11 protein-coding genes are annotated in these 12,970 nt (G+C 63.3%); 3 read left to right on the top strand and 8 right to left on the bottom strand.

What is annotated here, in order from left to right:
* The first annotated feature begins 118 nt into the window (after positions 1–118).
* From NL532_RS17650 to mazG, 3 genes are all read left to right on the top strand, one after another.
* The gene (locus NL532_RS17650) at positions 119–556 is read left to right on the top strand and encodes a DUF3592 domain-containing protein (RefSeq protein ID WP_196813731.1); all 438 of its coding nucleotides are present in this window, start codon (positions 119–121) and stop codon (positions 554–556) included.
* A gap of 129 nt (positions 557–685) precedes the next feature.
* Entirely contained in the window at positions 686–1,870 is a 1,185-nt protein-coding gene (locus NL532_RS17645) for an amino acid aminotransferase (protein WP_023830013.1), read from the top strand.
* Between the two features lie 76 nt (positions 1,871–1,946).
* Positions 1,947–2,771: a nucleoside triphosphate pyrophosphohydrolase gene (gene mazG / locus NL532_RS17640; RefSeq protein WP_023830012.1), complete on the top strand. Its 825-nt coding sequence runs from the start codon at positions 1,947–1,949 to the stop codon at positions 2,769–2,771.
* Positions 2,772–2,777: 6 nt separating this feature from the next.
* Here mazG and hflX read toward each other — a convergent pair whose 3' ends face one another.
* From hflX to dusB, 8 genes are all read right to left on the bottom strand, one after another.
* A complete protein-coding gene (gene hflX / locus NL532_RS17635) occupies positions 2,778–4,169 on the bottom strand; it encodes a GTPase HflX (RefSeq protein WP_023830011.1) in 1,392 nt (463 codons plus the stop codon).
* Complete coding sequence (gene hfq / locus NL532_RS17630; protein WP_006202172.1) at positions 4,170–4,415, bottom strand: RNA chaperone Hfq; 246 nt, start codon at positions 4,413–4,415, stop codon at positions 4,170–4,172. It abuts the gene before it with no gap.
* A 145-nt stretch (positions 4,416–4,560) separates the two neighbouring features.
* Positions 4,561–5,421: a D-amino-acid transaminase gene (locus NL532_RS17625; RefSeq protein WP_023755217.1), complete on the bottom strand. Its 861-nt coding sequence runs from the start codon at positions 5,419–5,421 to the stop codon at positions 4,561–4,563.
* 102 nt (positions 5,422–5,523) lie between these two features.
* Positions 5,524–6,885 (bottom strand): nitrogen assimilation response regulator NtrX, encoded by a 1,362-nt coding sequence (gene ntrX, locus NL532_RS17620; protein ID WP_023668929.1) that lies wholly within the window; start codon positions 6,883–6,885, stop codon positions 5,524–5,526.
* Entirely contained in the window at positions 6,875–9,163 is a 2,289-nt protein-coding gene (locus tag NL532_RS17615) for a sensor histidine kinase NtrY-like (RefSeq protein ID WP_023688460.1), read from the bottom strand. Before NL532_RS17615 ends, ntrX begins: the two co-directional genes overlap by 11 nt.
* A 144-nt stretch (positions 9,164–9,307) precedes the next feature.
* Positions 9,308–10,765: a nitrogen regulation protein NR(I) gene (ntrC, locus tag NL532_RS17610; RefSeq protein WP_023710528.1), complete on the bottom strand. Its 1,458-nt coding sequence runs from the start codon at positions 10,763–10,765 to the stop codon at positions 9,308–9,310.
* The gene (locus NL532_RS17605; protein WP_023688458.1) at positions 10,762–11,907 is read right to left on the bottom strand and encodes a two-component system sensor histidine kinase NtrB; all 1,146 of its coding nucleotides are present in this window, start codon (positions 11,905–11,907) and stop codon (positions 10,762–10,764) included. The genes ntrC and NL532_RS17605 overlap by 4 nt, the downstream gene beginning before the upstream one ends.
* Positions 11,904–12,932, bottom strand: a complete 1,029-nt coding sequence (dusB, locus tag NL532_RS17600; protein WP_286487392.1) for a tRNA dihydrouridine synthase DusB — start codon at positions 12,930–12,932, stop codon at positions 11,904–11,906. Before dusB ends, NL532_RS17605 begins: the two co-directional genes overlap by 4 nt.
* Between the last annotated feature and the right edge of the window lie 38 nt (positions 12,933–12,970).

Genomic DNA, 12,970 nt, shown 5'->3' with positions numbered 1-12,970 from the left:
TCGCCACAATAGGCATCATGCAATCAGAAGTCCGCTGCGCACTTACCCATCTCCCGTGCGGCAGATGTTTGCTTTATGGATGAAGTCTAGCCTTATCCGTCTGTCCCAGGAGCAAAAGATGGCCAATGGTAGTCGTGTAACGGGTTTTGCAGCGTTGCCGGTCGTCGGCAGGGTGTTCATCATCTTTGGCATTGTCGGACTGATCGCTTCCGGCGTGCTGGCCATCGTCGAGATGTACGGCCCTCGTACCGCTTCGGCGACAGGCAGGATTGTCGCCGCCGAATACAATCCCCGCATCGAGTTCTCGACCGCCGACGGCACCGTCATCCGCTTCAACAATGCCGTCCACAGCTCGTTCTGGGGTGATGGCGACAGCGTCCCTGTCGCTTACGACCCAACCAATCCGCAAAATGCCTCCGTCGACAGCTTCGCCGGACGCTGGTTCCTTGCCGGGCTGGCCGGCATGCTCGGCGGTTTCTCCCTGCTGACCGGCATCGGTCTCGCCGTGATTGGACGGGTGCTTATCCGGCGGATTGGAATGAACCCGTCGCCATAGCCGCCGACCCCTGCCGTACAGACAAAGCTTGGCGTAACGGTCCAGTACGCTAGCGGACTGGCGCAGATGGAAGCACTGGCGAAACGCGGCCGCTTTGCGTATTACTCCGCCGCCATTGGAGCCGTATTGATGTTCGAGACCCTGCAACCTGCCCCGGCTGACAAGATCATCGCCTTGATCGGCCTCTATCGCGCCGATCCGCGCCCCGGCAAGATCGATCTCGGCGTCGGCGTCTACAAGGACCGCGACGGCAGGACGCCGGTCATGCGCGCCCTGCGCGAGGCCGAGAAGCGGTTGCTGCAGGACCAGGACACCAAGACCTATCTCGGCCTTGCCGGCGACACCGGCTTCAACACGGCGATGGTCAAGCTGGCCTTCGGCCCCGCTGCCGACATGACGCGCATCCGCGCCGCGCAAGCGCCTGGCGGTTCCGGCGCGCTGCGGCTGGTGGCGGAGCTGTTGAAGCGGACCCGCCCCGACGCAACCGTCTGGCTGTCGGACCCGACATGGCCGAACCACCCGCCGGTGATGCGCGGGGCCGGCCTCACGGTGCGCGATTATCCCTATTTCGATGCCGTTTCCGGCGCGGTGCGCTTCGACGAGATGCTGGCAACGCTTGGCGCAGCCGAGCCCGGCGATATCGTGCTGCTGCATGGCTGCTGCCATAACCCGACCGGCGCCAATCTCGATATCGCGCAATGGGCCAGCGTCACCGATCTTGTCGTCGAGCGCGGGCTGTTGCCCTTTGTCGACATTGCCTATCAGGGCTTTGGCGAAGGCCTGGACGCCGATGCGGCCGGCTTGCGCCTTCTCGCGGGCAAGGTGCCTGAAATGGTCGTTGCCTCGAGCTGCTCGAAGAACTTTGCCGTCTACCGCGACCGCGTCGGCGCGGCGATGATCCTGGCGAAGGATGGTGCGCAAGCCGATGTGGCGATGAGCCAGATGCTGGCGGCGGCGCGCGCCATGTATTCGATGCCGCCGGACCATGGCGCCGCCGCCGTGCGCATGGTGCTGGAAGATGATGGCCTTCGCGCCGACTGGGAGGCGGAGCTGGAGGAGATGCGGCTGCGCATGCTGAGGCTGCGCGTCCAGTTCGCCGACGCGCTGCGCCGGCAGTCCAACTCCGACCGCTTCGACTTCATCGCCAGCCATCGCGGCATGTTTTCCAGGCTTGGCCTGACCGAGGCGCAAGTCGAGCGGCTGCGTGCCGAGTATGGCGTCTACATGGTCGGCGACAGCCGCATCAACGTCGCCGGCCTGCCCGAGGACGGCATGGATGACCTCGCCAAGGCGGTTGTGTCGGTACTCGGCTGAAGCTCGCTGTGGACAATCTCCCCTCTCCGGCTGACGCCGTTGGCCGCACGACAGGCAGCGGGATAGCATTCGCCGCATGAAACCTTCGCGCGACATTTCCCGGCTGATCGAGATCATGGCGGCGCTCAGGGCGCCGAAGACCGGTTGTCCCTGGGACATCGAGCAGGATTTCTCGACCATCGCGCCCTATACGATCGAGGAAGCCTATGAGGTGGCCGACGCCATTGCGCGCGGCGATCTCGACGATCTGCGCGACGAACTCGGCGATCTCCTGCTGCAGGTCGTCTACCACGCGCAGATGGCGCAGGAAGCCGGCGATTTTGCCTTCGGTGATGTGGTCGAGGCCATCACCACCAAGATGATCCGCCGCCATCCGCATGTCTTCGGCGACGAAGAGGCGCGCAGCGCCGGCATGGCCAAGGGCATGTGGGAAAAGATCAAGGCGCAGGAGAAGGCTGAAAAGCGAAGTGCGCGCCTCGCCCGCGGCCTCGACCCCGAAGACAATGGCAAGGGGTTCCTGGACAGCGTGCCGGTCGCCCTGCCCGCTTTGACGCGGGCACTGAAACTGCAGGAAAAGGCAGCCCGGGTCGGCTTCGACTGGAGCGAGGCGGCGCCCATCCTCGACAAGATCGAGGAAGAGATCGGCGAATTGCGCGAGGCGCTGGCCAAGGGCGAAACGGCTGAGATCAAGGCCGAATTCGGCGACATGCTGTTTGCCGTCGTCAATCTGGGGCGTCACCTCAAGCTCGATTCGGAAGCAGCGCTGAGCGGCACCAACGAAAAGTTCCGCACACGCTTCCACTATGTCGAGCGCGCGATCGATGCATCGGGAAGCACGCTCGAAAAAGCCACGCTGGACGAGATGGAAGCGCTCTGGCAGCAGGCCAAGAGCGCGAAATAATCAGGCTTACTGCCTGTTTTTGCGGTGCAATCGGCTTTCGATCTCATGCCGCGCGCTGTGCGTGGCCTTGAGTGCGATGGTCGCGCTGCCATCCTCATTGTCTACCCGCGAAACGACGTCGCCATTGCGGTAGAGCCAGTCGACAAGGCCGAACTGCGCCGGTTCGATCGTCACCGTCAATTCCTCCAGTTCGCCCGACATCCTGGTCTCGATCAGCGCCTTCAGCGCATCGATGCCTTCGCCGGTGACCGCCGAGATGGCGATCGGCGGCGCCTTGTTGGCGTCAGTGCCGTCGGCGAGCAGGCGCTCCCGGTTGCCGTCGTCGAGAAGGTCGACCTTGTTCCACACTTCGACGACGCGCTTGGCATCGCCGGCATCGACGCCGAGTTCGGCGAGAATGCGCTCGACGTCCTCGGCTTGCGCTGCGGTATCCGGATCCGAGATATCGCGCAGGTGGATGACCAGATCGGCCTCGACGACCTCTTCCAGTGTGGCCCGGAAGGCGGCGACCAGATGCGTCGGCAGGTCCGAAATGAAGCCGACTGTGTCCGACAGGATAATCGGCGTGCCGTGCGGCAGGCGCACGCGGCGCAGCGTCGGGTCGAGCGTTGCAAACAGCATGTCTTCGGCCAGCACGTCGGCCCCGGTCAGCCGGTTGAACAGCGTCGACTTTCCGGCATTGGTGTAGCCGACGATCGCCACCACCGGGAACGGCACCTTCTTGCGCTTGGCGCGGTGCAGGTCGCGGGTGCGGCGCACCGTTTCCAGCTCGTGCTTGAGCTTGATGATTTTTTCCTGCAGCTGCCGCCGGTCCGACTCGATCTGGGTTTCGCCGGGGCCGCCGAGGAAGCCGGCGCCGCCGCGCTGGCGTTCAAGGTGGGTCCAGCTCCGCACCAGGCGGCCCTTCTGGTAGTTGAGATGGGCAAGTTCGACCTGCAGCGTGCCCTCCTTGGTCCGCGCGCGCTCGCCAAAAATCTCCAGGATCAATCCGGTGCGGTCGAGCACCTTGGCATTCATTTCTTTTTCGAGATTGCGCTGCTGCACCGGCGTCAGCGGATGGTCGACGATGACCACCTCCGCGTGACCCTCTTTGACGATCTCGGCGAATTCCGCGACCTTGCCGCTGCCGAGCAAGGTTGCCGGGCGTGGATCGTTGACGGTGACCACCGCCGTGTGGATCAGATCCAGGTTGATGGCGCGGGCAAGGCCGACCGCTTCGTCGTGGCGCGCATCCGCCGAACGCGTCAGCCGTGGACGGTTCGTTTCGTCATCGTTGCGCTGATGCCGGGTAAGCACCGGCACAATGACAACCGCCCGGGTCGGACCTGTGGCTTCCGTCCCGGAATTATGTGCTGGTTTCCCGCGGACGCCGCGGTCCGCGTCTTTTTCACGTGCCAATCAGGCGCCCTGGCTTTCCTCGCCATCGAACATCTGAACCGGCTGGCTCGGCATGATCGTGGAAATGGCATGCTTGTAGACGAGCTGGGAGTGGCCGTCACGGCGCAGCAGAACACAAAAATTGTCGAAGGAAGTGACCACGCCGGTCAGCTTGACGCCGTTGATGAGAAAGATGGTGAGTGGATTTTTGCTCTTGCGAACAGAATTCAGGAACAGGTCCTGAAGGTTTTGCGATCGTTCCGCCATTGTTCTTGTCTTTCGCCGATCCCCTTCGGTTTGCAGGCTAATGCGCCAAATTAGCGGGCACATGTCAAGCTTGCAAACACCCCCTTGCCGTCAGTAACGACAAGCAGAACGAGATATATTGATGTGCAGTCCGTCTGTGCGGTTATCAGGCTGGACTTTTTTCCGCAACGTCAAAAAAGGCTTGCCGCAATGAAAGTGTTATCGAACCGGGGTGCCCATTGGCGACCGCGGCACCGTCGATTGCCACGACCGGCATGGCGATTGTCGTTGCCGAACTGATGAAAGCTTCTCGCGCCGCCTTGGCTTCAGTGACTGAAAACCCGCGCTCCTCGATCGTCAACCCGAGCTTTGCCGCCACTTCGAACATGGTCGTGCGGGTGATGCCGCGCAGGATGCCATGCTCCGCCGGCCGGGTGACCAGAACGCCGTCCCTTGTAACGATCCAGGCGTTGGACGAGCCGCCCTCCTTGACGTTGCCATCGGTGTCGACGAACCAGGCTTCCTGGGCGCCGGCCTCCTTGGCTTTCTGCTTGGCCAGCACGTTGGGCAGCAGGCCGGTGCTCTTGATGTCGACCCGGTCCCAACGGTTTTCCGGCACGGTGATGACCTTGATGCCCGCCTCGGCTCGCTTGGCGGCCGCCGCCGGGTCGGCCTTTCTGGCCGTAATCACCAGCGATGACGGTGTATCGGCCGGGAAAACGAAGTCGCGGCTGGCAACACCGCGCGTAACCTGGACATAGACCAGGCCGTTGACGACGTGGTTGCGCCGGACGATCTCGCGCAGAAGAAGCGGCAGCACGCCCTTGGTGACCGGCCAGTCGATCGACAATTCGCTAAGCGAGCGGTTCAGCCGGGCAAGATGGCGCGGCATGTCGACGATAAAGCCCTGCGCCACCTCGCAGACCTCGTAGACGCCGTCGGCGAATTGATAGCCGCGATCCTCGATATGCACGGCAGCGTCGGCATGGGCGACATAGCGCCCGTTCACATAGGCAATGCGCGGCATGGGTTATCCCTCAGAACAGTCTCGCTATTTCTAGGCGATTCCGCCGCTGCCGTAACCGGCAATTGCACGGGCCACGGCCCGCTGGACCAACAACAATGGGGATCAGACCCCCAGCGACTTCAGTTTCCGGTGCAGCGCCGAGCGCTCCATGCCAATGAATTCCGCCGTCTTCGAGATGTTGCCGCCGAAACGGTTGATCTGGGCGATCAGATAGTCCTTCTCGAACTGTTCGCGCGCCTCGCGCAGCGGCAGCGCCATGATGTGCTGGTCGGACTGGTTCGGCGTGCGCGGCATGACATCGCCGATCTCCGACGGCAACAGGTCGGCGGTGATCGGCGCATCGATATCGTCGCCACGCGCCAGGATCATCAGCCGTTCGACATTGTTGCGCAGCTGGCGGACATTGCCCGGCCAGTTGTGCGCCTGCAGCACGGCAAGCGCATCGTCGCCGATGCGGCGCGGCTTGATGCCGGCCTGGCGAGCGATCTGCTTCATGAAATTGTCGACGAGATAGGGAATGTCCTCTCGCCGCTCGGCCAGGCCCGGCACCATGACCGGAACCACCGCCAGGCGGTGATAGAGGTCTTCGCGAAAACGGCCGTCGGCGATCATCGCCTCCAGGTTCTGCGAGGTCGAGGAGATGATGCGGACGTCGACCTTGACCCGCTTGGTGCCGCCGACCCGCTCGAACTGCTGTTCGACCAGCACGCGCAAAATCTTGTTCTGCGTCTCGCGCGGCATGTCGGCCACTTCGTCGATGTAGAGAATGCCGCGGTGCGCCTCTTCAAGCGCGCCGACCTTGCGCTCGGTGCCGTTCGATTCGGTACCGAACAGCTCGATCTCCATGCGCTCGGGCGTGATGTTGGCCGCGCTCAGCGTCACGAAGGGCGCGCCCTTGCGCGTCGACAGCGTGTGGATGGCGCGCGCGGCGAGCTCCTTGCCCGAGCCGGACGGACCGATGATCATGACGCGGCTGTTGGTCGGCGCCACGCGCTCGATGGTCTGGCGCAGCTGGCTCATCGCCGACGACATGCCGATCAGGTCGAAGGTTTCGCCGCTGCGCTGCTTGAGGTCGGACACCTCGCGCCGCAATTTCGAGGTTTCGAGCGCCCGCTCGGCGATCAGGATCAGCCTGTCGGCCTTGAACGGCTTCTCGATGAAATCATAGGCGCCGCGGCGGATGGCCGACACCGCTGTCTCGATATTGCCGTGGCCGGAGATCATCACCACCGGCAGGCTCGGATGCATCGTCTTGATCTCGTCGAGCAGCGCCAGCCCGTCGAGGCGCGAGCCCTGCAACCAGATGTCGAGGAAAATCAGCCGCGGCGCCCGGTCGGCGATTGCCGCGAGCGCGCTGTCGGCATCGAATGCCGTGCGGGTTTCATGCCCTTCGTCGCTCAATATGCCCGCGACGAGTTCACGGATGTCTTCCTCGTCATCGACGATGAGAATATCAGACGCCATTACCGACCTTTTCAGTTTCTCGTTCGTGTTCCGTTTCGCCTTGACCGCGTGGCGGCGCGGTTGCGGCAGCTGGCGGCAGGATGATCGAGATCATCGCGCCGCGTCCACCGTGGAAATCCGCGGGCGCATCGTGCAATTCGAGCCGCCCGCCATGGTCCTCCACGATCTTCTTGACGATGGCGAGACCGAGCCCGGTGCCCTTCTCGCGCGTCGTCATGTAGGGCTCGAGCAGCCTTTGGCGGTTCTCGCGCGGCAAGCCTTTGCCATTGTCGATGACGTCGATTCTGATCGCGCCATTCTGCCGGGCAGCTTGAATCCGGATTATGCCGTGCGAACCGTCCTTTTGTTCCAGCCCGTCAATCGCCTCGGCCGCGTTCTTGATGACGTTGCCGAAAGCCTGCGCCATCAATCGGCTATCGAACGTGCCCTTGAGCGGTTCGTTGCCGAACACGCGTTCGAAAGCAATGTCGGCGCGGCTGACTTCGACCAGGAACGACGCCTCGCGCAGCGATTCACGCAGATCGATGGCTTTCATCTCGGGCTTGGGCATGCGGGCGAAAGCCGAGAACTCGTCGACCATGCGGCCGATATCCTCGACCTGCCGGATGATCGTGTCGGTGCACTGGTCGAAAATCTCGCGGTCCTCGGTGATGACCTTGCCGAAGCGTCGCTTGATGCGCTCGGCCGAGAGCTGGATCGGCGTCAGCGGGTTCTTGATTTCATGTGCGATACGCCGCGCCACATCCGCCCAGGCCGACGAGCGCTGTGCCTGGACCAGATCGGTGATGTCGTCGACAGTCACGACGTAGGATTTCTCCTCCTCGCCGTCGTCGCCGGCCTCGATGGTGATCTGCACGTTGAAGGTACGCTCGGCGCCGGTGCGATAGAAGGTGACCTGCTCGCGATAGACCGGCTTGCCGGATTTGCGGCCGATCTCGAAGACACGGCCGACATGCGGTAGCACGGCGGACAGGTTCTGCCCCAGCGCCGCCGTGGCCGATATGGCCAGCATCGTTTCGGCCGATTTGTTGACGATGGAGACGATGCCGTAGGGATCGACGCCGATGACGCCGGCGGTGACGCCGGCCAGCACCGCTTCCGAGAAACGACGCCGTTCGTCGATCAAATCCTTGGCCGACAGGATCTCGTTGCGCTGCGATTTAAGCTCCAGCAGCATCTTGTTGAACGTATCGCCAAGCGAGGCGACATCGCCGTCGGAAGGCCGTACCGGAACGGCGACATCGAGATTGCCGGTCGCAACCTCGTCAGCCGCGCCGATGAGCTGACGGATGGGCCGCACCAGACGGTCGGCCACCGCTATGCCGGTCCAGATGGCCGACAGGATGATGATCAGCGTCAGCGACAGATAGGGCAGCGCGAACGCCACCTGCGACGTCCGCCTGTTGTCTTCCAGGCCGCGATATTCGGCGGTGTTGGACTGGACGATCGCCCTCGCCTTGATCACTTCGGGGTCGACCAGGCGATTGGTGTAGAGGTAGAGGCCTTCGATCTCCCGCAGCTTGATGATGGCGCCCATGATGTTGCGCGTCTTCGGCTCGATCAGCACCGGCTTGCCGTCGGCCGCACTTGCCACCGCGCCCTCAGGCGGTGCCGGCATGGCGAAGTCCGCATCGGTCTGGGCACTCACGACAAAGGAGCCGTCTTCCCTGACCAGCGCCGCATGCACCAGGCTTCTGCCGACGGCTTCCTTGTTCATCAGGTCGAGAAAGCCGGTTCGATCGAGGCCGTAAAGCGTGCGCGACGCATCGAGATCGTAGGCCATCGACAGCGTCGTGCCCTGAAGATTGCGAGCGTTTTCCTGCACATAGGCGTCGGCGATCGACAGCGACGAGTTGACGATCGCCTTGGTGCGGATCTCGAACCAGCGGTCGAGGCCGATATCGAGCGTGATCGAGGCGATGATGGCCACCATGATGGCGGGGATGGCCGCGACCAGCGCAAACATCGTCACGATGCGCACATGCAGCCGCGACGCCGCCTTGCCGTGCCGGCGCGCCATGGTGATGCGATGCACCTCGCGGCCAACGAGGGCAATCAGCGCCAGCACAAATAAGGCATTGGCCGCAATCAGCGTCAGCGTTGTGTTTGCGTCTGGCGTGATCGGCGTGGCGCCGACAAGAATCGCAAACGAGATTGCCGCCGTAACCAGCGCGCCGGCAATTGCCACAACGCCGGGCAACGCAAGCAGCCGCCGTCCATCCCTCTGGCCGGGTCTGCTGAAAAGCGGTTCGTTTGATGTCAGAGCTTGCGAAGCCATGTCGCCGTCTAAGAGCCAGTGATTGCGTCGGATGTATGCAACGCATTGTGGCGATTATGCAACAAGTGTGGCCGTGACGGAAATCTTTCGGCCGCCGATCCCCTGAAAAGGGGATGACCTCGCGTCACTTCGGGCGCCAGGCGCTCATGATCTCGACGATTTGTAGACGTTGACGCCCAGCTCGCGAATCTTCTTGCGCAGTGTGTTGCGATTCAAGCCGAGCAATTCGGCCGCCTTGATCTGGTTGCCGCGCGTTGCCGTCATGGAAGCGAGCACCAGCGGATATTCGACCTCGGACAAGATGCGCTGATAGAGACCTGCCGGCGGCAACTCACCGGCGAAAGAGGCAAAATAGCGCTGCAGGAAGTGCTCCACCGCCTGCCCGATGGACAGATCGTCCGGGATCAAATTGCCGCCGCCGGGAACGACCGGTCTTTCGCCTGTCTTCAGCTCGGCTTCAATGATCTCGGCTGATATTTCGTCCTGCGAATAGAGCGCCGCAAGCCGGCGCACCAGGTTTTCCAGCTCGCGCACGTTTCCCGGCCACGGATAGCGCTTCATCAATTCGATGCCGCCGGTCGAAATGCGCTTGGTCTGCAAGCCTTCGCTGGCGCCGATCTTGAAGAAATGCCGCACCAGATCGGGAATGTCTTCCGATCTCTCACGCAAACCCGGCAGCCGAAGCGGCACGACATTCAGGCGATAGAACAGATCCTCGCGGAAAAGCCCCTGGTTGATCAGCGTGCGCAGATCCTTGTTGGTGGCGGCGACGATGCGCACATCGGTCTTGATCGGGGTGCGCCCGCCGACCGTGGTGTATTCGCCCTGCTGCAGCACGCGCAGCAGCCGCGTCTGCGCCTCCATCGGCATGTCGCCGATCTCGTCGAGGAACAGCGTGCCGCCCTCGGCCTGCTCGAAGCGGCCGGTCGAGCGGTTCTGTGCGCCGGTGAAGGCGCCCTTCTCGTGGCCGAACAGCTCCGATTCGATCAAATCGCGCGGGATCGCCGCCATGTTGATGGCGACGAACGGACCGCCGCGGCGACGGCCATATTCGTGCAACGCGCGCGCCACCAATTCCTTGCCGGTGCCGGACTCGCCCGAGATCATCACCGTCAGGTCGGTCTGCATCATGCGCGCCAGCATGCGGTAGATGTCCTGCATGGCGGCCGACCGGCCGACCAGCGGCATCGCGTCAGGCTGTTCTTCCGGTCGCGTATCGATCTTCGGTCGGCGCGGCTCTGACAGCGCCCGGTTGACGATGTTGAGCAGTTCGGTCAGGTCGAACGGCTTCGGCAGATACTCGTAAGCACCTGTTTCGGAAGCACGAATCGCCGTCATGAAAGTGTTTTGCGCGCTCATCACGATGACCGGCAGCTCGGGGCGCGCCTTCTTGATGCGCGGCAGCATGTCGAAGGCGTTCTCGTCCGGCATGACAACGTCGGTGATCACCAGATCGCCCTCGCCCGCCGCCACCCAGCGCCACAGCGTCGAGGCGTTGGAGGTCACGCGCACCTCATGGCCGACGCGCGACAGCGCCTGATTGAGCACGGTGCGGATGGCCGCATCGTCGTCGGCGACGAGAATATTGCCGCGAACCGTCATTTGCGGTCTCCTTCGCCTTCATCATCGGCAGTGTCGATGGGTGTTTCTTTCCAGGCCGGCATCAGGATTCGGAAGGTGGTGCCGCGCGGCGTCGAATCGCATTCGATGATGCCGCCATGCTCGCCGACGATTTTCGCCACCAGCGCCAGGCCGAGCCCCGACCCGTTCGGCTTGGTGGTGATGAACGGATCGAACAGGATCGGCAGAATGTCTTCCGAAACGCCGGACCCATTGTCGCGCACGCAGAATTCAAGCGGTAGCGACACGCGGTCCTGGGTTCCGGGAACGGAAACGCGGATGCCCGGCCTGAACGCGGTCGACAGCACGATCTCGCCCTGCGGGTCGCCGCCGATCGCCTCGGCAGCGTTCTTGACCAGGTTGAGAAACACCTGGATCAGTTGGTCGCGGTTGGCGAAAACCGGAGGCAATGATGGATCATAGTCCTCCAATATCCTGATTCTCTTGGCAAAACCGTTCTTCGCGATTGCCTTCACATGGTCCAGCACGACATGGATGTTGACAGGATAGCGGTCGATTGGTCGCTCGTCGGAAAACACTTCCATGCGGTCGACGAGGGAGACGATACGATCGGTCTCGTCGGTGATGAGGCGGGTCAGCGCGCGATCCTCGTCGGACGCCGAGAGTTCGAGCAGCTGTGCGGCGCCACGTATGCCGGACAGCGGGTTCTTGATCTCATGTGCCAGCATGGCGGCAAGGCCGGTGACCGAACGCGCGGCACCCCTGTGTGTCATCTGCCGGTCGATCTTGTCGGCCATCGAGCGTTCCTGGAACATCACCACGATCGAGCCTGGGAATTCCGGCACCGGCGCGACATAGAGATCGACGACCTTCTCGATGCCGAGACGCGGCGACGACACGTCGACACGGTATTCGTTGACCGGCGCACGGCGCTCGCGCACCTGGTCGACCAGTTGCAACAGCGGGCTGCCGAACGGGATCAGTTTGGACAGTGTGTTGCGTGCCAGCATGTTGGCGCTGGAGCGGAAGAAGTCTTCCGCGTCGGCATTGGCGTAGGTGATGAACCCATCGGGATCGACCATGATCACCGGACGGCGGATGGTGTTGAGCACGATATGGGCAGCATTTGCCATCTCGGTGCCCGGTGCAGCAGGCGCGTTCATGCAGCGCTCCGCATGGATGCGGCCTCGCCCCCGCCGGAAAACACCTCACGCAGCACGGCCATGACGCGGGCGGGCTCGAACGAGGTGAGGATGGCTTTGCGCCCTTCATTGGTGACGCCCACAGCGTGGCGATCGAGATACCAGCCGAGATGCTTGCGCGCCTGGCGCAAGCCGCTTTCGACGCCGTAAAGCGTCAGCATGTCCTCGTAGTGGGAAACGATGTAGTCGGCCATGGCTTGCGGGCTTTCCGGCACGCCGGAGAGCGCGTCGCCCGCAGCCGTCGCCGCAATGCGGCCCGCCGTCCATGGCGCGCCATAATGCGCGCGGCCGATCATCACCGCGTCGGCGCCCGACTGTTCAAGGATTTCGGCGGCCTCCGCGGGCGAGCACACATCGCCGTTGGCGACCACCGGGATCGAGACGGCGTCCTTGATGCGGGCGATGGCGCCCCAATCGGCCTTGCCTTGATAAAACTGGCAGCGCGTGCGCCCATGCACGGTCACCATTTTAACACCGGCCTCTTCGGCGCGGCGCGCCAAGACGGGTGCATTGAGCGCATTGTCGTCCCAGCCGAGCCGCATCTTGACCGTGACCGGCACCTGGACCGCGCCGATCACCGCTTCGATCAGCGACAGCGCGTGGTCGAGATCGCGCATCAGCGCCGAGCCGGCATAGCCGCCGGTCACCTTCTTGGCCGGGCAGCCCATATTGATGTCGATGATGTCGGCGCCCTCGCCGGCAGCGATGCGCGCGCCCTCGGCCATGTGCTCGGCCTCGCGGCCGGCAAGCTGGACCATATGGACGGGCAGCCCGGAATGACGGATGCGCAGGTCGCAGCCGGCCCTGCCCTTGGCAAGCTCGCCGCTCGCCACCATTTCCGACACGACCAGGCCCGCGCCATGCGCGTAGGCGCGCTGCCGGAACGGCTCGTCCGTTATTCCCGACATGGGCGCGAGGAAGACGCGGTTGCGGATCGTCACGCCGCCAATGTCGAGCGGCGAAGCCAATTTTGTCACTTCAGGCATGCACAAAAACCAAGCATATCGGATTGCTGCACATTCTC

The organism is Mesorhizobium sp. C120A (assembly GCF_030323105.1).
In the GTDB taxonomy this organism is placed as follows: domain Bacteria; phylum Pseudomonadota; class Alphaproteobacteria; order Rhizobiales; family Rhizobiaceae; genus Mesorhizobium.
Note: the sequence above shows the minus strand (reverse complement) of the source record. Positions and strands in the feature narration are given on the sequence as shown.